Genomic DNA, 19,607 nt, shown 5'->3' with positions numbered 1-19,607 from the left:
TTCACTGGGGCATCCTAACTCCGAGGTCCGACGTGTGGCGCTGTGCGATGTCCGCGACGGCCCGTTCGAGGTTGGGGTCCTCACCGCGGGCGAGGCCCGCGTACTCCAAGTCGTACTCGCCGTGCTCTGCGCCCTTGCGGGGGACGACCTTCACCCACACGCGTCGGCGCGGGACGAAGAGCGACGTGAGCAGCCCGAGCGTCGAGAGCAGCGCGAAGGCGGCGACCCACGCCTGCGACGGGTCGTGGTGCACGTCGAGCGACACGTAGCGCTTGACGCCGTCGAAGGTGATCGACCCGGCACCGTTCGGCAGCTTCTTGGTCTGCCCGGGCTCGAGCGCGATGCTCGCCGTGTCGGACTGACGGCCGGCGATCTGCGTGAGGCCCTTGGTGTCGAGCGTGTAGACGCTCTGCGGCACGCCGCTGTCGAGGCCGAGGTCGCCGGTGTAGACCTGCAGCGTCAGCAGCGGGTTCTGCGTGTCCGGGTAGGCGCTCGTGTACGCACCCGAGGCGAGCTTCGACGCCGTCGGGTAGAAGAACCCGACCATGCCGAGCTGGTCCGGCAGCGCGTCCGGCACCTTGATGACGCCGGTGGACGTGTAGTTGGCGTCCTCGGGCAGGAACGGCACGACGTCCTGGAACGCCACGTTGCCCTCGCCGTCGCGCACCGTGACGTTCATCGCGTAGCCGTTGCCGAGCAGGTAGACGTTGGTGCCGCCCACGTGCAGCGGGTCGTTCACGCCCAGGCGGCTGGTCGTCGACTCGCCGCCCTTCTCCTTGCTCGTCACGGTCGCCGAGTAGTCGAGCGCCTGGCCGAGGGCGTCGAGGTTGCGCTCCTCGTACTTCGTGACGAACTTGTCGAGCGTCAGGTTGTAGCCCTTGAGGTCGGTCTGCTGGAACCAGCGACCCGGGTTGAACGAGTCGTAGGAGCCGAGGACGTTCGAGAACGTCTGCCCCTCGACCAGCAGCCGCTGGCCGGTGAACCCGAACCCGCCGCCGACACCGACGGCCAGCAGGACACCGACGAGCGCCGCGTGGAACACCAGGTTGCCGGTCTCGCGCAGGTAGCCGCGCTCCGCGCTCACCGAGTCGCCGAAGCGCTCGACGCGGTACCCGGCGCGCTTCAGGATCGCCATCGCGCGCGTGACCGCGTGCTCGCTGGACGGGAGGCCCGTGGTCACGTCGATCCCGGTGGTGCCGTCGATCATCGCGTCGGGCTGCACCGCCACGGTGCGGAAGCCCGCCAGTCGCGTCAGGCGGACGGGGGTCCGGGGCGGACGGGTCCGGAGCGCCTGCCAGTGGTGCTTCGTGCGCGGCACGATGCAGCCGATCAGGGAGACGAACAGCAGCAGGTAGATCGCCGAGAACCACACCGACGTATAGGTGTCGAAGACCTGCAGCTTGTCGAGGATCGGGTAGAGCGTGGCGTGGTCGGCCTTGTACTGGACGACACCGTTCGGGTCGGCGGTACGCTGCGGCACGAGCGAGCCCGGGATCGCCGCGAGGGCGAGCAGCATGAGCAGGAACAGCGCGGTGCGCATGCTCGTGAGCTGTCGCCAGAAGAACCGGAGCGTGCCGACGAAGCCGAGCTTCGGCTGGTTGATGCCGGCGTCGCCGGGTCCGGAGCCGTCGACGTGGTCGGACGGTCGCTGCGGGTCCGACGCGGTGTCGGCGCCCGTCGCTTCGGTTTCGGGATCAGACCGCGGGGACAAAGCTCTGGATCACCGCCCCGACGCTCGACATGACGGCCGACCAGATTCCGGTGACCATGAGCAGACCGATGACGATCAGGATCGCTCCTCCGATGATGTTGACGGTGCGCATGTGCCGCTTCACGGCGCGGATCGCACCGGTCGCCCAGCCGGCCCCGAGGGCGACGAGGACGAACGGGATGCCGAGGCCCAGGCAGTACGCGACGCCGAGCCACATGCCCTGCCAGGCACTGCCCGACTGCACGCTGAGCAGGTTGATGGCGGCGAGGGTCGGGCCGAGGCACGGGGTCCAGCCGAGGCCGAACACGATGCCGAGCAGCGGGGCACCGACGAGTCCGGTCGCGGGCGTCCAGCTCGGCTTGATGGTGCGCTGCATGAACGTGAACCGGCCGACGAACACCAGCCCCATCGCGATGACGACGACGCCCAGGATCTGCGTGATGAGGTCGCGCCAGCGCACGAGCCAGAACCCGAGCGCGCCGAACACCGTCGTGTACGCGACGAAGACCGCCGTGAAGCCGAGGATGAACAGGAGCACGCCGAGCACGACCCGCCCGCGGCGCTGCCCGCCCTCGGCGATCCCACCGACGTACCCGAGGTAGCCGGGCACGAGCGGGAGCACGCACGGCGACAGGAACGAGACGAGTCCCGCGAGCGCCGCCACGGGCAGCGCGACGGCCATCTGGCCGCTCAGGATCGCCTCGGCGAAGGGGTTGGAGGCCACGGGTCAGGAGGCCTTGCCGGCGTCGACTTCGTCGCTGATCAGGGTCTTCAGGATGCTCGTGCCGTCGACGGCGCCGAGCACCCGGGCAGCCACGCGGCCCTTGGTGTCGAGGACGATCGTGGCCGGCACGGCGTTCGGGGCGATCTGACCGGACAGAGCGAGCTGCATCGTGCCGGTCTTCTGGTCGAGGACCGTCGGGTAGTCGACGCCGAAGGTGCGCTCGAAGGCGGCTGCGGTCGCTGCCTCGTCGCGGACGTTGACGCCGATGAACGCGACGTCGTCGGCACCGGCGTAGGACTCGTGCACCTCGTTGAGGTACTTCGCCTCGGCGCGGCACGGCGGGCAGCTCGCGTACCAGAAGTTCAGGACGACGACCTTGCCCTTGAGGTCCTTCGACGAGACGGTGTCGCCGTCGGAGTCCTTCGCCTCGAAGTCGACCGCGTCGGACCGCTTGTCGGCGGTGACCTCGGTCACCGCGCCGTCGCCGGAGATGTAGTTCTGGGTGGTGCCGTTGCCGTACTGCTTGGCGAGGCCACCGTTGTCCGACGAGCACCCGGACAGGACGAGCGCCGCGGCGACCGCCGTCGCTGCGAGGACCGCGAACCGCTTGCTGATGACGCTCACACTGCTCCTTCGTCGATGGCGGTCGCGCGCAGCTCCTGCGCGGGATCCGTGTACCCGACCTCGGTGAACCGACCGGTCGACGTGGCGGGCACCCGTTCGACGGTCGTGATGCTCGACAGGTCGCAGCGGCGCTTGCGTGGGTCGTGCCAGAGCGACTCCCCCGCGAGCTTCCGGTGGACCGTCCAGATCGGCAGCTGGTGGCTGACCAGGACGACGTCGCCGCCGCCCACGCTCTCCCACGCCGTGGTCATCGCGGCGAGCATGCGGTTCGCGATCGACTCGTACGCCTCGCCCCAGCTCGGCCGGAACGGGTTCGCGATCCAGGGCCACTCCGCCGGACGGCCGAGCGAACGCTTCGTGAAGCCCGGGGGCTGCCCCTCGTACCGGTTCGTCGGCTCGATCAGGCGCTCGTCCAGCGTGACGTCGAGCCCGTACGCGGCCGACCACGGCGCCGCGGACTCCTGCGTGCGCTGCAGCGGCGAGGCGACGATCCGGCGCACGTCGACACCGGCGTCCTTCCACGCGGTCGCCGAGGCGAGGGCCATCTGCTTGCCGAGGTCGCTCAGTCCGAAGCCCGGGAGCCGCCCGTACAGGACGCGGTCGGGGTTGTGCACCTCACCGTGCCGGACGAGGTGGATTCGGGTGGCGGGCATGGGTTCCAGTGTAGGTCGCCCACCGGTGCTCACCGGCCCCACAGCCGATTCACCGGATGCGGAAGCGCTCAGCCGAGCTCGCCCGACAACCGCCCGTGGATGGCCACCGACCCGGTGTTGAGGCCCACGACCTCGACCGTGGACCCGTGCTTGGCGAACCGCTGCTCGACGCCGTCCAGTGCCGCGACCGTCGAGGCGTCGAAGACGTGCGCGTCGGACATGTCGATGACCACGTGCTCCGGGTCCTCGGCGTAGGAGAACCGCGTGACGAGGTCGTTCGACGACGCGAAGAACAGGGCGCCGCGCACCCGGTACCGCACGGTGTGCTCGTCGACCGGCTCGCGGACGACGGTGACGACGTGGGCCGCCCGGCGAGCGAAGACCAGTGCTGCGACGACGACCCCGACGAGCACGCCGGTCGCGAGGTTCTCGGTCACGACGACCACCACGACGGTGATGAGCATGACGGCGGTCTCCCCGAGGGGCATCCGCCGCAGGGTGCGCGGACGGATGCTGTGCCAGTCGAAGGTCGCCACGCACACCATGAGCATCACGGCGGTCAGCGCGGCCATCGGGATCTCGGCCACGAGGTCGTGCAGCACGATCGTCAGGACGAGTACGGAAGCACCGGCGACGAAGGTCGAGATCCGGGTCCGTGCGCCCGCGGTCTTCACGTTGATGACCGTCTGGCCGATCATCGCGCAACCACCCGTCCCGCCGAAGAACGCCGACGCGATGTTGGCGACGCCCTGCCCCCAGGACTCCCGCCACTTGCTCGAGCCGGTCTCGGTGATGGAGTCGACGAGCTGCGCGGTCAACAGGGTCTCGATGAGGCCGACGATCGCGACGCCGAACGCGTACGGCGCGACGATCTGCAGCGTCTCGAAGGAGAAGGGGGTGACGATGCCGTTGAACCCGGGCAGTGCGGTGGGCAGTTCGCCCTCGTCGCCGACCGTGGGGACGACGACGCTGAAGAGCATGGTGATGCCGGTGATCACGACGACCGCGATGAGCGGCGCGGGGACCGCCTTGGTCAGGAACGGGAAGCCGACGATGATCGCGATGCCGAGGGCGGTGAGCGGCCAGACGACGAACGGGACGTCGGGGCCGAGCAGGTTGGGCAGCTGCGCGGTGAAGATGAGGATGGCCAACGCGTTGACGAACGCCACGTTGACGCTGCGCGGGATGAAGCGCATCAGGCGCGCGACCCCGAGGAACCCGAGCACGAGCTGGAACACGCCGCCGAGGACGATCGCGGGCACGAGGTACTCGATGCCGTGTTCGCGGACGAGCGGCGCGATGACCAGGGCCACCGAACCGGCCGCGGCGGACACCATCGCCGGACGGCCGCCGACGATCGAGATGACGACCGCGATGATGACGCTCGAGAACAGGCCCACCGCGGGGTCGACCCCGGCGACGACGGAGAACGAGATCGCCTCGGGGATGAGCGCGAGCGCGGTGACGACACCGGCGAGGACCTCGCGGGTGAGCATGCGGGGTGAGCGGAGGGCGGTGAGGACGCTCGGGGCCGCCGGCGCGTGTGTGATCACGGACATCGATCGGAACTCTACCCTCACGTGAGGGTAGAGTTGTGCACCGTGAGCACCACCGACACCCCGGACACGATGCACATCGGCGAGCTGGCGGACCGTGCCGGCATGTCCCTGCGGACGATCCGCCACTACGACGAGGTCGGGCTGCTCGTGCCGAGCGGCCGCACCACGGGCGGGTTCCGGGTCTACACCGCGCAGGACCTGGACCGGCTGCTCGTGATCCGCCGCATGAAGCCACTCGGGTTCACGCTCGACGAGATGGCGGACCTGCTGCGGGTCGTCGATGCGCTGGCGGCGAAGGACCCCGACGACGAGCCCGCGCTGGCTGCACGCCTCGACGAGTACCTCGACGATGCCCGGGCCCGGCACGCCAAGCTCGTCGAGCGCGCCGGCATGGCCGAGGAGTTCATCGGCACCCTGGGGTCACTCCGCGCTTCGCTCCCCTGAGCGCTCGTACCGCGCGAGCCATCGCCGCTCAGCCTCGGCTGCTTCTTCCGGGGAGTACTCCAGACGTGCCTCCACCCGCTCGAACATGGCGATCATCTTCCGCGCCTTCCGCTTCGGGTACGCGTCGAGGATGACCTGGTTGAGCCGGACCTGCGCACGCCGGCGTTCCTCACCGGTCATGTGCATGAACATGCGTTGCATCGCGTTCCTCTTCTCCGAGTGTTCGTACCAGGACACTCACACCTGGATCGTCGACCCGTCCATGAATCTGCATGTCGTACATCGCGCCCGCGACCATCCGTCCGATCTCGGCCTTGCCGACGTCGTCGGACGACACCATCTCCGCTGCCCAGACAACCTGTTGCCAGACGTACGCTCGCTCGATCGCACGGTGCTCTCGCCGCCACCGCATGAACGACCAGACCGTCGCCGTCGTGGTGCCTCCGAGCGCCAACAACGACGCGACGATCGTCGCGACCGCCGCAGGCGGCCAGGTCGCGAGCTCCCCCGTCCCCGTCCCCACCCGGTCCCCCTCTCGTCTCGCGACCCGGCCACGTCGAGAACGCTACGGACCCACTCGACGCCCCACGGGCCTCCCGGTCCGACCTGTGGACGACGCCGGAAGCGAGCCGCCCTGTGGAGGGGAACACCCTGCGGACCGACGCCGCCGGACGCAGACGGTTAGACTCGACCACCGTGATCGAACGCACCCGCATCGCCGACCTCGCTGCCCTCCCCGACGGCCCCGTCTCCGTGGCCGGATGGGTCGAGACCGTCCGAGACCAGAAGAAGGTGCAGTTCGTCGTCCTCCGCGACGAATCCGGCGCCGTCCAGCTCGTGAACCCCGCCACGCGCGAGGCCGAGGACGGTGACGACGCCGCCCAGGCCGCGCTCGCCACCACCACCGAGATCTCGGCCCTCGCCCACGGCACCTTCATCCACGCCACCGGCACCCTGAAGCACGACGAGCGCGTCAAGCTCGGCGGGCTCGAGGTCAAGGTCGGCACGCTCGAGGTGGTGAGCGCCGCGATCCCGGAGACCCCGATCGCCGACGACTCGTCGCTCGACAAGCGGCTCGACTGGCGCTTCCTCGATCTGCGCAACCGCAAGCAGAACCTCATCTTCCGCATCCAGACGACCATGGAGCACGCGTTCCGCACCTACTGGGTGGACCGCGACTACATCGAGATCCACACCCCGAAGCTGATGGCGTCGGCGTCCGAGTCGCGCGCCGAGCTCTTCCAGCTCGAGTACTTCGAGACGACCGCCTACCTGGCGCAGTCGCCGCAGAACTTCAAGCAGATGGCCCAGCCGGCCGGCTTCGGCGCCGTGTTCGAGATCGCCGACGCGTTCCGCGCGGACCCCTCCTTCACGAGCCGCCACGCGACCGAGTTCACGAGCGTCGACGCCGAGTTCTCGTGGATCGAGTCCCACGAAGACGTCATGGCGATGCACGAAGAAGTCCTGGTCGCCGGCATCACCGCGGTCAAGGAGAAGTACGGCAAGGACATCGAGGAGGTCTTCGGCTTCGAGCTGCAGGTCCCCGCGACGCCGTTCCCCCGCGTGACCCTGGCCGAGGCCCGGAAGATCGTGGCCGACAGCGGCCACGACGTCGTCCGCGCCGACGGCGACCTGGACCCCGAGGGTGAGCGCCGCGTTGCCGCCTGGGCGAAGGAGCACCACGGTTCGGAGTTCGTGTTCGTCACCGAGTACGACGCCTCGATCCGGCCGTACTACCACATGCGCAAGCCGGGCGACCCGTCGCTCACGAACAGCTACGACCTCATCTTCAACGGCGCGGAGATCTCCACGGGCGCGCAGCGCGAGCACCGCGTCGACGTGCTCGAGGCGCAGGCCGTCGAGAAGGGCCTCGACCCCGAGGAGCTCGGCTGGTACCTCGACTTCTTCCGCTACGGCGTGCCGCCGCACGGTGGGTTCGGCATGGGCCTTGCGCGCGTGCTCATGCTCATGTTGGGTGAGCCGTCCATCCGCGAGGTCACGTACCTCTTCCGTGGACCGACGCGCCTGACCCCGTAGTCACGTCGCGCGGCGCCGCGCGCGAGCGCACATGGTGAACAGGAATGGTCGCCTCCCGATGCGGGAGGCGACCATTTCTGCTCACGAAGCGCCGCAGCGCACGCAGCACCGGGGGCGGGACGGGAGGCCCGGCTCAGCTCTGCCAGTCGATGGCAGCCCGCCCCGTGACCAGTCCACGGATCTCGGCTGCGGCAGCCTGGTGGTCCGGGTGCACCTGGTACTCGTCGAGTCCGGCGAGGTCGTCGAACGACGCGACGACGGCGACGTCGCTGTTCTTCTCCGGGTAGGCGACGTTCTCGACGACCTCGAGCGAACGGATCGACCCGATGGTGCCGGTCAGGCCGGTCAGGAGTTCACGGATCCGGGCGATGGCCGCGGCGCGGTCGAGGTCTTCGCGCAGGGTCCAGGCGACGACGTGGGAGATCATGCGGGGGAACCAGCCTTCTCGAGGGCACGTGCGAGCCGGTCGGCGTCGACGTGCCAGTTGCTGTGGACGCGCCCGTCGACCAGCACGACGGGGATGTCCTCCGCGTACTCCTGGCGGAGGGCGTCGTCGTCGAGGATCGAGCGTTCCTGCAGGGTGACGCCGGGGTGTTCGGCGACGACGCGTTCGACCACGGGCCGTGCATCGTCGCAGAGGTGGCATCCGGGCTTCGTCAGGAACGTCACTGCGGGCATGGCTCCAGCGTAGCCCGCTGTCCGCGTCCCCTGGGGAATGCGAAAGCCCCGGCGAACCGGGGCTTGACGCTGCAGGCTCGGGGCCTACTTCTTGTTGCGACGCTGGTGGCGCGTCTTGCGAAGCAGCTTGCGGTGCTTCTTCTTCGCCATGCGCTTGCGACGCTTCTTGATGACAGAACCCATGTGGACCTCGCTCGGACTGTGCTGATGTATCGGACACCGGGCCGTCGAGACCGCGGAAAATCAACCCGGCCGAGTCTACCGGAGGGCTGACGCGATGTCGAACGCGCCCGGAACGGACGGGTGTGCGCTCAGCCGACGTCTGCGATGCCGCCGCGCAACACGTCGGCGACGGCTGACTCGGGGACACGGAAGGACCGGCCGAAACGGATGGCGGGGAGCTCACCGGCGTGGACCATGCGGTACACGGTCATCTTCGAGACACGCATCATCTCGGCGACCTCAGCGACGGTGAGGAAGCGCACGTCGTCGAAACTGCCGGTCATGATCCGCCTTCGGTGGCTCGCACGCGATCCGCGCACGGGTTTGGTGTGACCTGTGTGGTCACTGGCAACTGTAGAGGCGCGTGCGACCCAGTGTCCAGGCTCAGTCTTCGTCGCCGCGGCGGGTGAAGCGCTTGCGGCTGCGGTCGACGACACGCTCCCAGCCCTGCTGCGCACCGGAGATCGCCGCGGTGGCCCGGTAGGACGCCTCGGCCATGACACGCCCGAGCTCGGTCCCGACCTCGACGGTGGTCTTGCCGGCAGCACCGTTGCGGCGGACGGACACGGGCTGACCGTCGGGGGTCCAGGCCGTGGTCGCGGGCATGCCGTCGGCGTCGACCGCGCCGGTGAACGGCAGGACCCAGTCCTCCAGCGACACGAGCGGTTCCGGGTCGAGCCGGTAGAAGCGGTGCTGCCCTTCTTCGCGGCTGGTGACGAGTCCGATGTCGCGCAGGACCCGGAGGTGCTTCGACACCGTCGGCTGGCTGACGCCCAGTCGTTCGACCAGTTGCCCGACGCTGAGTTCCCCGCCGGTGACGTCCGATCCGTACGCGGCGAGGAGGGTCCCGAGCAGCTCGCGCCTCGTGGGGTCCGCCACGACGGAGAAGATGTCGGCCATGCGGGCAAGGCTAGCCGGGGCACCACGGATGTACCATGACGAACCGTCCCGGCCCATGTCCTCGGAGGCATACGATGCTCGACCGTACCGAGCCGCTCCCGCGGCACGTGACCGTCACCCGACGACGCGGCGGACGGATCGCGACGGTCCTGCGCTCGTCGCCGTCACGTCTGGCGATCCTGGTGTTCGTCGCCCTCATCTTCGTGTTCACATCGCTGTTCATGACCCCGTGGGCGGCAGCCGACGGGACCGGCACGCACTTCTCCGACGCGCTGTTCACGGCGGCGTCGGTGGTCTGCGTCACGGGCCTCGCGACCGTCGACATGGCCACGCACTGGTCGGTGTTCGGCAAGGTCCTCGTGGTGATCGGGACGCAGATCGGTGCGGTGGGCGTCCTGACCTTCGCGTCGATCCTCGGGCTCTTCGTGACCCGCAAGCTCGGGCTCCGCGCGAAGCTGATGGCCGCGGGCGACTCGAACCCGCTCCGCACCCACCACGGGGCGGTCCCCGAGGGGCAGGCCGTCCGCCTCGGCGAGGTCGGCACCCTGCTCGCCACGGTCGCGGTGAGCACCCTGTCGATCGAGATCGTCCTCGGCCTGCTGCTGCTGCCGTCCGTGCTGATCGCCGGCATCCCGTTCTGGACCGCGGTCGGCGACTCCTTCTACTACGCCGCCATGGCGTTCACGAACACCGGCTTCTCACCGAACGCGGACGGCCTCGACCCGTTCGCCCACGACTACTGGTTCCTGACGCTCCTGATGATCGGTGTCGTCGCGGGGTCGATCGGCTTCCCGGTCATCCGCACCCTGACGAAGCAGCTCCGCACGCCGCGCCGCTGGCCCATCCACGTCAAGCTCACGCTGGCCACGAGCGCCGTCCTGCTCATCGGCGGTGCGATCGTCTACACCGCGCTCGAGGCGTCGAACCCGACGACCTTCGGCGAGGAAGGGGCCGGCCGGACTGCGTTCCAGGCCCTCTTCCTGTCGACGATGACCCGGTCCGGTGGCTTCTCGCTCGTCGACTTCGACCAGCTGAACGGCTCGAGCCTGCTCGTCACCGACATGCTCATGTTCATCGGCGGCGGGTCGGCCTCGACCGCCGGCGGCATCAAGGTCACGACGCTCGCCGTGCTGTTCCTCGCCGCGGTCGCCGAGGCCCGGGGCCGGCAGAGCATGGAGGCGTTCGGCCGCCGCATCCCGAGCGACGTGCTGCGGGTCGCGGTCGCCATCGTGCTCTGGGGGGCGACGATCGTGGCCGTCGCGACCGTGGTGCTCCTGCAGATCACGGACGATTCGCTCGACCGTGTCCTGTTCGAGGTGATCTCGGCGTTCTCCACCAGTGGGCTGTCCTCGGGTGTCTCCGCGAACCTGCCGGAGTCCGGCAAGTACGTCCTGGCCGCCACCATGTTCCTCGGTCGGGTCGGTACAGTGACCATCGCCGCAGCCCTGGCCGCGAGTCAGAGCCGGCAACTGTTCCGCCGTCCCGAGGAGAGGCCGATCGTTGGCTGACCGAACCCGTCCCCCGCACCCGATGGGTGCGATCAGTCACGACGCACCCGTGCTCGTCATCGGCCTCGGCCGGTTCGGCGCCGCCACCGCAGGTCAGCTCGAACGGCAGGACCGCGAGGTGCTGGTCGTCGACACCGACCCGGGCCTGGTGCAGAAGTGGTCGGACCGGGTCACGCACGCCGTGCAGGCCGATGCGACCGACATCGACGCCCTGCGCCAGATCGGTGCGCAGGACTTCGCGATCGCGGTCGTCGGCACGGGCAGCGACCTGGAGTCGAGCGTGCTGATCACCGCGAACCTGGTCGACCTCGGCATCCCGCAGATCTGGGCGAAGGCCATCAGCCGGTCGCACGGCACGATCCTGTCCCGCATCGGCGCGAACCACGTCGTCTACCCGGAGCGCGAGGCCGGCGAGCGCACGGCGCACCTGGTGTCCGGGCGCATGCTCGACTTCATCGAGTTCGACGACGACTTCGCGGTGGTGAAGATGTTCCCGCCGCGGGCGGTGCGCGGCAAGGACCTCGCGACCACGGTGATCCGCACGCGGTTCGGCCTGACGGTGCTCGGCATCAAGCCGCCGGGCAGCCCGTTCGTGCCGGCGACCCCGGAGAGCATCATCGGCGAGAACGACGTGATCATCGTCTCGGGGTCCGAGACGGACCTGGAGCGCTTCGCCGCCTACGAGTAGTCCCGGACGCGGCTACGACGCCGCGATCTCCTCCGCACGAGCGATCGCCGCGCGCGACGCGCGCAGGAACGTGTCGGCGAGGTCGGCGTCCTGCAGCACCGCGACGGCCCGCTCGGTGGTGCCCTTCGGGCTCGTGACGGCACGCCGCAGGTCTGCGGGTCCGCGATCCGACCGGTCGAGCAGCTCGACGGCACCCCGGAGCGTGCCCTGCACCATCGCGGCCGCCTGCTCGGGGGCGAAGCCCAGCGCCTCGGCGGCACGCTGCCACTCCTCGACGAGCAGGAAGACGTAGGCCGGGCCCGAGCCGGACACCGCCGACAGGGCGTCGAGCTGCGCCTCGGGCACCTCGAGCACCCGTCCTGACGCCGTGAACACCGACGACGCGAGCGCGACGGCCTCGGCGTCCGCCGATGCCCCGGCGCTGATCCCGGTGACGCCGTGGCCGACGCCGATCGGCGTGTTCGGCAGCGCCCGGACGACGCGGACCCCGGCCGGCACCCGCGCCTCCATGCTCGCGGTGGTGGTGCCGACCGCCACGCTGACCAGCACCGCACCGGGCTCCAGGTCGGCGGCGACCTCGTCGAGCAGGTCCGCGATCACGTACGGCTTCACACCGACGACGACGAGTGCCGCGCCACGGACGGCCGAGCGGTTCGCGTCGGGGTCGGTGTCGCTCGCGGTGGCGTCGAGCCCGCGCTCCCGATGGGCGGCCGCCGACGCCTCGGACTTCGTCGTGAGGGTCACGGTCGCCGGGTCGAGTCCGGCGGCGAGCAGGCCGTCGAGGACCGAGCCGGACATGGAGCCGACGCCGAGCAGGGCCGTACGGGGCAGGTCGATCGTCATGCTCCCGACCCTACCGACCGGCCTCGCCTAGGATCGTCTTCCAGATCGGGAGAAGGGGACAGCTGTGAGCGCTTCAGGAGGCACGAAGGCGATCCTCGCCGCACTCGGTGCGAACGTCGGCATCGCGATCGTGAAGTTCGTCGCGGCGGCGATCAGCGGGTCCGCGTCGATGCTGGCCGAGGGCGTGCACTCCCTGGCCGACTCCGCGAACCAGCTCCTCCTGCTGCTCGGTGGTCGCCGGGCGCGCCGCGCCGCCGACGAGGAGCACCCGTTCGGCTACGGCCGCGAGCGCTACGTCTACGCCTTCGTCGTCTCGATCATCCTGTTCTCCGTCGGCGGCGTCTTCTCGCTCTACGAGGGCATCGAGAAGCTCGCCCACCCGCACCCGCTCGAGAACTGGTGGCTGCCGCTCGTCGTGCTCGTCATCGCGATCGGGCTCGAGGGCTTCTCGCTCCGCACCGCGCTGAAGGAGGCCCGGCCGCAGAAGGGCACGCTCAGCTGGGTCCAGTTCGTCCGCCGCGCCAAGGCCCCGGAGCTGCCCGTCGTCATGCTCGAGGACACCGCGGCACTGCTCGGCCTGGTGTTCGCACTCTTCGGCGTCGGGCTGACCGCGATCACCGGCAACGGCGTCTTCGACGCGATCGGCACGATCTTCATCGCCGCCCTGCTCATCGCCGTCGCGGTCGTCCTGGGCATCGAGACGAAGAGCCTCCTCGTCGGGGAAGGCGCGACCGCCGCCGACGTCGAGCGGATCAAGCACGCGGTGCTCGACGGCCCGGAGGTCGACTCGATCATCCACATCAAGACCCTGTACCTGGGCCCGGACGAGCTGATGGTCGGCGTGAAGGTCGCCGTCGACGGCGACCGCCGCCTGGGGGACGTCGCCGCGGGCATCGACACGGTCGAGCAGCGGGTGCGCTCCGCGGTGCCGATCGCCCGGGTCATCTACGTCGAGCCCGACGTGCTCCGCACCGGTCCGCGCCCGCCGACCGAGGCGATCGTCATCCTCGCCGCTGACTGAAGAACGCGTCGAGCAGCGCGGCGCACTCGCGTTCGAGCACGCCGCCGACGACCTCGGAGCGGTGCGGCAGCCGACGGTCCCTGGCGATGTCGTAGACGCTGCCGGTCGCGCCCGCCTTCGGGTCCCAGGCGCCGAACACGACCCGCGGCACGCGTGCGGCCAGGATCGCCCCGGCGCACATCGGGCACGGTTCGAGGGTCACGACGAGCGTGTGCTCGTCGAGGTGCCAGTCCCCCGTGACCGCGGCGGCCGCGCGGAGCGCGAGCACCTCGGCGTGGGCGGTCGGGTCCTGCAGCGCCTCGCGCTCGTTCCGGCCGACGGCGACGACGACGCCGTCGCGGTCGAGCACCACCGCGCCCACGGGCACGTCGCCGGTCGCCAGGCAGGCCCGGGCCTCGTCGAGCGCGCGCTCCATCGCCGGGACGAACGGGCGGGCAGCGGGCGCTTCCACGGGACCTCCAGGTGGTCGGCAGCACGGTAGGCTCGACCCTATGCGAGTCCACGTCGCCGACCACCCGCTCATCACCCACAAGCTCTCGGTGCTCCGCGACCGGACCACACCCTCCCCCACGTTCCGCGCCCTGACCGAAGAGCTCGTCACGCTCCTCGCGTACGAGGCCACGCGGAACGTCCGGGTCACCGCGACGCCCATCGACACCCCCGTGGCGCACACCATGGGCGTCTCGATCGCCAAGCCGCGTCCGCTCGTCGTCCCGATCCTGCGTGCCGGCCTCGGCATGCTCGAAGGCATGGTCAAGCTCGTGCCGACGGCCGAGGTCGGGTTCCTCGGCATGGCCCGCAACGAGGAGACGCTCGAGCCGCAGACCTACGCCGAGCGCCTGCCCGACGACCTGTCCGGCCGTCAGTGCTTCGTGCTCGACCCGATGCTGGCCACCGGCGGGACCCTCGCCGCTGCCATCGACTTCCTGTTCGCCCGCGGCGCCGAGGAGATCACCTGCGTGTGCATCCTCGGTGCGCCGGAGGGGCTCGCCATGGTCGAAGAGGCCGTCGGCGACCGCAACGTCTCGATCGTCCTCGGCGCCCTCGACGAGAAGCTCGACGAGAACGGCTACATCGTGCCCGGTCTCGGCGACGCCGGCGACCGCCTCTACGGTCTGGCCGAGTAGGCAGTCGACGTCACCGACGATCGACGGGAGGCCCGTGGCGACACCGCCACGGGCCTCCCGTCGTCCGTCAGCCCGGTCCACCGCCACCGGTGCGCGGAACGCACCGTCTGCTCGGACGGTTGACACCACCTTGGTATACCGCCGATACTCATCCCATGACTGCAACCGTGTCCACCCGCGTCCTCTCCGAGGTCCAGGGGACTGCCGGCATGATGATGCCGGTCGCCGTCATGCGTTGTCGAATGTGTGCCTGATCGGCACCCGTTCCAGCCGGATCCCCCGCGACACCACCCCGGTCGCGAGCGTGTGATCCCCGGGTGACGGACACCGTCGGCGACGCGCACCACGTCACGAGGTCTGTCTCCCGTTCCCCCGGGTCCGCCCCGGTCCGCAGCAGGACCGCAGGGCACATCGGCATCCAGCCGCACCCGGGTCGACGCATTCGACACCGCCGCCAGCGCCACACGCGCACCGGCCACATCGCCCGGAGAACCACCATGTCGCTCACCATCGCCCAGCCCCGCACCGCGCTCCGCACCGCCGCTCCGGCGCCGACCGACCTCGGGACGGTCACCCCGATCCGTCCGCGTCCCGCGACGCCGGCCACGACCGGGCAGACGAGCGTGCCGACCAGCCCGGTCGTCGCACCGCAGCGCAACCGCTCCCTGCCGGAGGGCACCGAGGCCCGTGGCTTCGCGCTCTACGTCGGGATCGACGAGGCGAAGGCGGCAGCGGCCGGCACGACGCTCGCAGCCGTCGTCGAGCAGCTGAAGGCACTGACCGCGCAGCTGGTGCCGAACTCGGAGACCTACGCGGCCGTCGCCGTCGCCGCGGAGCAGTCCGGTGGCCGTGACGTCGACGTCGTCCGCCTGGCCCTGCAGGACCGGTCCGCGGTCGCCGCCCGCAAGCAGGCCGAGAAGCCCGAGCCGGAGGAGACCGGGGTCGTCATCGACATCTCCCGCAAGCGCGTCACGCTCGACGGCGACGCAGCGCCCCTGACCTACAAGGAGTTCGAACTCCTGCAGTTCCTGGTGCTGCGCGAGGGCCAGACCGTGGACCGCTCGGCCATCATCGACGGCCTGTGGTCGGACGGCGAGGACGAGACCCCGAACGAGCGCACCATCGACGTGCACGTGCGCCGGCTCCGCTCCAAGCTCGGCGCGTTCGAGGAGATCGTCCGCACCGTCCGCGGTGTGGGCTACCGGTTCGACCGGCACGCCGACGTGGCCGTGCGCTACGCCTCGACGCCCTCGCCCGACCTCTTCTGATCCTGATCGGTCGCTCTTGGTGAACTCGCAGCGAACGACGCAGCGGGAGGCTAGCGCGCCGTTACCGCTTCGTTATACAGTCGGTCGTGCAGACGGTGTTTGCTGTGGCACCGCCTGCGGAATGTGATTGCAGGAAACTCTTGGTGCAAGGGAGAGGGCCGGTCGCTCGGAAGAGCGGCCGGCCCTCGTGCATGTCGGAGCGCATGCATGTCGAACCCGCGCCTGTCGGGGGCCGTCGGTAGTGTGGACGGACCGTCCGACCAGAGGGGAGCGCCATCGTGAGCGAGTCACGCCGCAGCGAGAAGGCGACCGCCGTTGCCGCCTGGGAATCACTGTTCCGCGCCCAGGTCACCGTGATGCGGAGCCTCAACGCGGACTTCCCCGGCGGCGAGATCTCCTTCAACGAGTACGACGTCTGCTTCAACCTGTCGACGCAGCCCGGTCGACGCTGCCGCATGCGTGACCTCACCGGCCACCTGCTCCTCACCCAGCCGAGCGTGAGTCGTCTGGTCGATCGTCTGCTCGCCCGCGGGATCGTCGAGAAGCAGCCGGATCCGTCCGATGCCCGCGGCGTCATCGTGGCGCTCACCCCGCACGGGTTCGACGTCTACCGCCACGTGGCCGTGCAGCACGCGGCGAGCATCGCGCAGCAGGTCGGCGCCGGACTGTCCGACGCCGAACTCCGCACCCTCACCGAGCTCTGCACGAAGCTGCGCCTCGCGGTCGGCACCGCCCCGGGCCGACGGGCCGTCGCGCGCTCGGTCTCCGAGTCGGACCCGGCAGCGGTGTGACCGGCGCGCTGGTCTGGCTCCGCGACGACCTGCGGCTGGCCGACAACCCCGCACTGCGTGCTGCGATCGACCACGGCGGCGACGTCACGGTGGTCTACGTCCTCGACGACGAGTCCCCCGGCATCCGTCCCGCGGGCGCGGCGAGCCGCTGGTGGCTCCACCACTCGCTCACCGCACTGGACGGCGAACTCCGTGACCGTGACTCGCGGCTGGTGCTGCGACGGGGTGCGGCCGCCGCGGTGATCGACGCCCTCGTCGCCGACACCGGTGCCGACGCCGTGTTCTGGAACCGTCGGTACGGTCCGGCCGAGCGCGAGGTCGACGCCGGCATCAAGAGCGCCCTGCACGACCGCGGCATCGAGGCGCACAGCTTCGCGGCGAGCCTGCTCTGGGAACCGTGGACCGTCCGCACCGGACAGGGCGAGCCGTACAAGGTGTTCACCCCGTTCTGGCGCGCTGCCCAGGCGATGCCGGAACCACGGCACCCGCTCCCGAAGCCCCGCGACCTGCCCGCCCCGGCCCGGGTCGCGAGCGACGACCTGAGCGAGTGGGACCTGCTGCCGACCCGTCCCGACTGGGCCGGCGGACTCCGCGATGCCTGGGAGCCCGGCGAGCACGGCGCACACCAGCGGCTCGAGCACTTCGTCACCCATGCGCTCGAGGACTACGACCAGCGCGACGAACCCGCCATGGCCGCCACGAGCGACCTGTCCCCGCACCTGCGCTGGGGCGAGGTCAGCCCGTACCAGGTGTGGCACCGGCTGCACGGAGCGCTCGAGCCCGAGCAGCGACAGAACGCCTCGGCCTTCCTGCGACAGCTGGCCTGGCGCGAGTTCAACTGGAACGAGTACTTCCACTGCGAGGACATCACGACGGTGAACGTGCGTCGCGAGTTCGACGCGTTCCCGTGGCGGGACGCCCCCGATGCCGAGGTCGACCGGTGGCGCACCGGGACGACCGGGTTCGACCTCGTCGACGCCGGCATGCGCGAGCTGTGGCACTCCGGCGCCATGCACAACCGCGTCCGGTTGGCGACCGCGAGCTTCCTCGTCAAGAACCTGCTCGTCGACTGGCGGGTGGGCGAGCAGTGGTTCTGGGACACCCTCGTCGACGCCGACTCCGCCAACAACGCCGCGAACTGGCAGTGGGTCGCCGGGTCGGGCTTCGACGCGGCGCCGTACTTCCGGGTGTTCAACCCCGACCGGCAGCTCGAGCGCTTCGACCCGCACCGCGAGTACGTGCACCGGTGGGTGCCGTCCGAGGAACTCCGGCCCGAGCCGATGGTCGACCTCAAGGCGACCCGGCAGCGCGCGCTCGACGCGTACGCCGAGATGCGTCGGTCATGAGCCCGTGGGACACCGCCGTCGGGCAGGTCGACGCGCTCTTCCGTGACCGTGTCGACCGTGGCATCGCGCCGAGCAGTGCGTGGGGTGTGTTCGACCGGACGGGTCTCGTCGCCTCCGGGGGCCACGGCGACCGCGGCGACGGGCAGCGGCCGGACGCCGACACCGTCTACCGGATCGCATCGTGCACGAAGAGCGTCACCGCGGCGAGCCTGCTGACGCTGGTGTCCGACGGTCGACTGGACCTCGACGCCCCGATCACCGCGTTCGTGCCGGCGTTCGGCGCGGTGCCCCTGCCCACACCGGACTCCCCCGTGCCGACCGTGCGGATGCTGCTGACCATGTCGGCCGGCTTCCCCACCGACGACCCCTGGGCGGACCGGCAGGAGTCGATCAGCGACGCCGAGCTCGACGACGTCCTGCGCGGCGGGCTGTTGTTCGACTCGGTGCCCGGCACCCGGTTCGCGTACTCGAACCTCGGCTACGCCCTGCTCGGTCGGGTCGTCGCCGTCGTCACCGGCCGTCCGTTCACCCAGGCGGCACGCGACACCGTGCTCGGGCCGCTCGGTCTCGACCACACGGTGTTCAGCGCGGCCGAGGCGCAGGGACCGGTCGTCACCGGGTTCCGCCCGCACGACGGCGACTGGGAGCCCCTGCCGATGACCGGCCCGGGTGCGTTCTCGTCGATCGGCGGCCTGTTCTCCACCGTCCGCGACCTCGCACGGTGGGCCACGCACCTCGGGTCGGCGTCCTCCGACGCCCCGGAACCCGGCCCGGTCTCCCCCGCCGATCGCCGGCTCATGCAGCAGGCGATGCGGGTCGTTCCGTCGTCCGTCGTCCCCGGCTCGTCACGCGCCACGGCGTACGGCTTCGGGCTGTTCGTCGAACAGGACGCCCGGTTCGGCGAACTCGTCTCGCACTCCGGCGGCTACCCGGGGTTCTCGGCACACATGCGCTGGTCCGCGCAGACCGGCCTCGGTGTCGTCGCGTTCGAGAACGCCACGCAGGCGAAGGTCTCCGCCGCTGCCCAGCAGGCACACGACCTGCTCCTGGACGCAACGCGTCCGGCGGCGTCCGACGGGCGCGCCGACACGACGACCGGACCGGTGCGCCGCCCCGGCGCCCAGCCGACCGTCCGGGCGACGCGAGCGGCGCAGGCTGCCGTGACGGGCCTCCTGGCCGACTGGCAGGACGCCGTGGCGGACGCGGTCTGCACGCCGAACGTGGCGATGGACGACCCCTACGACCGACGCCGGCGGGCGATCGCGGCGGCGGTGGCCGAGGTGGGTGCCGACCTGACCGCCGCTCCCGTCGCCGAGCAGTCGTCGGCGCCGTCGCACCTGCGGTGGTGGCTGCCCGGCACCTGCGGGCGCCTGCGCGTCGAGATCCGGCTCGCCCCTGGCGCGGCAGGACGCGTCCAGACCCTCACCGTCGTGGCGGAGCCCGCCGAGCACTGACACACCGGA

23 protein-coding genes are annotated in these 19,607 nt (G+C 70.6%); 10 read left to right on the top strand and 13 right to left on the bottom strand.

The annotated features are described in order from the left end of the window. Position 1: 1 nt before the first annotated feature. From EDF28_RS13210 to EDF28_RS13190, 5 genes are all read right to left on the bottom strand, one after another. Positions 2–1,711: a cytochrome c biogenesis protein ResB gene (locus tag EDF28_RS13210; protein ID WP_260154964.1), complete on the bottom strand. Its 1,710-nt coding sequence runs from the start codon at positions 1,709–1,711 to the stop codon at positions 2–4. Beyond that, entirely contained in the window at positions 1,695–2,393 is a 699-nt protein-coding gene (locus EDF28_RS13205) for a cytochrome c biogenesis CcdA family protein (RefSeq protein ID WP_123292336.1), read from the bottom strand. Before EDF28_RS13205 ends, EDF28_RS13210 begins: the two co-directional genes overlap by 17 nt. Positions 2,394–2,438: 45 nt before the next feature. Then, on the bottom strand, positions 2,439–3,059 hold the full coding sequence (locus EDF28_RS13200) for a TlpA disulfide reductase family protein (RefSeq protein ID WP_123339052.1): 621 nt from the start codon (positions 3,057–3,059) through the stop codon (positions 2,439–2,441). Then, entirely contained in the window at positions 3,056–3,712 is a 657-nt protein-coding gene (locus tag EDF28_RS13195) for a histidine phosphatase family protein (protein ID WP_123938608.1), read from the bottom strand. The genes EDF28_RS13200 and EDF28_RS13195 overlap by 4 nt, the downstream gene beginning before the upstream one ends. Positions 3,713–3,780: 68 nt before the next feature. Next, positions 3,781–5,271 carry a SulP family inorganic anion transporter gene (locus EDF28_RS13190; protein WP_123938607.1) on the bottom strand — a complete coding sequence of 497 codons (1,491 nt, stop codon included), beginning with the start codon at positions 5,269–5,271 and terminating at the stop codon, positions 3,781–3,783. Positions 5,272–5,340: 69 nt separating this feature from the next. On the opposite strand from EDF28_RS13190, the gene EDF28_RS13185 reads away from it, so the two are divergent. After that, positions 5,341–5,715: a MerR family transcriptional regulator gene (locus EDF28_RS13185; RefSeq protein WP_111084475.1), complete on the top strand. Its 375-nt coding sequence runs from the start codon at positions 5,341–5,343 to the stop codon at positions 5,713–5,715. On the opposite strand, the gene EDF28_RS13180 is transcribed toward EDF28_RS13185, so the two are convergent. Further along, complete coding sequence (locus tag EDF28_RS13180; RefSeq protein WP_123938606.1) at positions 5,692–5,916, bottom strand: hypothetical protein; 225 nt, start codon at positions 5,914–5,916, stop codon at positions 5,692–5,694. The two genes, EDF28_RS13185 and EDF28_RS13180, sit on opposite strands and share 24 nt — an antisense overlap. 495 nt (positions 5,917–6,411) lie before the next feature. Here EDF28_RS13180 and aspS point away from each other — a divergent pair, with 495 nt between their 5' ends. Then, positions 6,412–7,752, top strand: a complete 1,341-nt coding sequence (gene aspS, locus EDF28_RS13175) for an aspartate--tRNA(Asn) ligase (RefSeq protein ID WP_123938605.1) — start codon at positions 6,412–6,414, stop codon at positions 7,750–7,752. A gap of 133 nt (positions 7,753–7,885) precedes the next feature. Here the strand turns inward: aspS and EDF28_RS13170 are convergent, their stop codons facing one another. The 5 genes from EDF28_RS13170 to EDF28_RS13150 all read right to left on the bottom strand — a co-directional run bounded on the left by EDF28_RS13170 (position 7,886) and on the right by EDF28_RS13150 (position 9,552). Then, on the bottom strand, positions 7,886–8,179 hold the full coding sequence (locus tag EDF28_RS13170; protein WP_123938604.1) for a Dabb family protein: 294 nt from the start codon (positions 8,177–8,179) through the stop codon (positions 7,886–7,888). Next, positions 8,176–8,430 (bottom strand): glutaredoxin family protein, encoded by a 255-nt coding sequence (locus tag EDF28_RS13165; protein ID WP_123338836.1) that lies wholly within the window; start codon positions 8,428–8,430, stop codon positions 8,176–8,178. Before EDF28_RS13165 ends, EDF28_RS13170 begins: the two co-directional genes overlap by 4 nt. 84 nt (positions 8,431–8,514) lie before the next feature. Further along, a complete protein-coding gene (locus tag EDF28_RS13160; RefSeq protein ID WP_003792170.1) occupies positions 8,515–8,613 on the bottom strand; it encodes a 30S ribosomal protein bS22 in 99 nt (32 codons plus the stop codon). Positions 8,614–8,741: 128 nt separating this feature from the next. Further along, positions 8,742–8,936, bottom strand: coding sequence for a helix-turn-helix domain-containing protein (locus EDF28_RS13155; protein ID WP_022902482.1), 195 nt, complete (start codon positions 8,934–8,936; stop codon positions 8,742–8,744). Between the two features lie 100 nt (positions 8,937–9,036). Then, entirely contained in the window at positions 9,037–9,552 is a 516-nt protein-coding gene (locus EDF28_RS13150) for a helix-turn-helix transcriptional regulator (protein ID WP_123292085.1), read from the bottom strand. 74 nt (positions 9,553–9,626) lie between these two features. Here EDF28_RS13150 and EDF28_RS13145 point away from each other — a divergent pair, with 74 nt between their 5' ends. Both EDF28_RS13145 and EDF28_RS13140 read left to right on the top strand, forming a co-directional pair. Next, positions 9,627–11,060: a TrkH family potassium uptake protein gene (locus tag EDF28_RS13145; RefSeq protein ID WP_123938603.1), complete on the top strand. Its 1,434-nt coding sequence runs from the start codon at positions 9,627–9,629 to the stop codon at positions 11,058–11,060. A 22-nt stretch (positions 11,061–11,082) separates the two neighbouring features. Beyond that, positions 11,083–11,748, top strand: a complete 666-nt coding sequence (locus EDF28_RS13140; RefSeq protein ID WP_111084290.1) for a TrkA family potassium uptake protein — start codon at positions 11,083–11,085, stop codon at positions 11,746–11,748. 12 nt (positions 11,749–11,760) lie between these two features. On the opposite strand, the gene proC is transcribed toward EDF28_RS13140, so the two are convergent. Continuing rightward, the gene (gene proC, locus EDF28_RS13135; RefSeq protein ID WP_123292083.1) at positions 11,761–12,591 is read right to left on the bottom strand and encodes a pyrroline-5-carboxylate reductase; all 831 of its coding nucleotides are present in this window, start codon (positions 12,589–12,591) and stop codon (positions 11,761–11,763) included. A gap of 64 nt (positions 12,592–12,655) precedes the next feature. Here proC and EDF28_RS13130 point away from each other — a divergent pair, with 64 nt between their 5' ends. After that, entirely contained in the window at positions 12,656–13,612 is a 957-nt protein-coding gene (locus EDF28_RS13130; protein WP_123292082.1) for a cation diffusion facilitator family transporter, read from the top strand. Here the strand turns inward: EDF28_RS13130 and EDF28_RS13125 are convergent. Continuing rightward, the gene (locus tag EDF28_RS13125; RefSeq protein WP_123938773.1) at positions 13,593–14,027 is read right to left on the bottom strand and encodes a nucleoside deaminase; all 435 of its coding nucleotides are present in this window, start codon (positions 14,025–14,027) and stop codon (positions 13,593–13,595) included. The genes EDF28_RS13130 and EDF28_RS13125 overlap by 20 nt on opposite strands. Positions 14,028–14,103: 76 nt before the next feature. On the opposite strand from EDF28_RS13125, the gene upp reads away from it, so the two are divergent. The 5 genes from upp to EDF28_RS13100 all read left to right on the top strand — a co-directional run bounded on the left by upp (position 14,104) and on the right by EDF28_RS13100 (position 19,598). Further along, the gene (gene upp / locus EDF28_RS13120) at positions 14,104–14,739 is read left to right on the top strand and encodes a uracil phosphoribosyltransferase (protein ID WP_111084293.1); all 636 of its coding nucleotides are present in this window, start codon (positions 14,104–14,106) and stop codon (positions 14,737–14,739) included. A 497-nt stretch (positions 14,740–15,236) separates the two neighbouring features. Continuing rightward, complete coding sequence (locus EDF28_RS13115; protein WP_123292081.1) at positions 15,237–16,007, top strand: winged helix-turn-helix domain-containing protein; 771 nt, start codon at positions 15,237–15,239, stop codon at positions 16,005–16,007. 278 nt (positions 16,008–16,285) lie between these two features. Then, entirely contained in the window at positions 16,286–16,798 is a 513-nt protein-coding gene (locus EDF28_RS13110) for a MarR family winged helix-turn-helix transcriptional regulator (protein WP_123672374.1), read from the top strand. Next, positions 16,795–18,144 carry a deoxyribodipyrimidine photo-lyase gene (locus EDF28_RS13105; protein ID WP_123938602.1) on the top strand — a complete coding sequence of 450 codons (1,350 nt, stop codon included), beginning with the start codon at positions 16,795–16,797 and terminating at the stop codon, positions 18,142–18,144. Before EDF28_RS13110 ends, EDF28_RS13105 begins: the two co-directional genes overlap by 4 nt. Then, complete coding sequence (locus tag EDF28_RS13100; protein ID WP_123938601.1) at positions 18,141–19,598, top strand: serine hydrolase; 1,458 nt, start codon at positions 18,141–18,143, stop codon at positions 19,596–19,598. Before EDF28_RS13105 ends, EDF28_RS13100 begins: the two co-directional genes overlap by 4 nt. The last annotated feature ends 9 nt before the right edge of the window (positions 19,599–19,607 follow it).

It is taken from the genome of Curtobacterium sp. PhB137, from assembly GCF_003814955.1.
Lineage (GTDB): Bacteria > Actinomycetota > Actinomycetes > Actinomycetales > Microbacteriaceae > Curtobacterium.
Note: the sequence above shows the minus strand (reverse complement) of the source record. Positions and strands in the feature narration are given on the sequence as shown.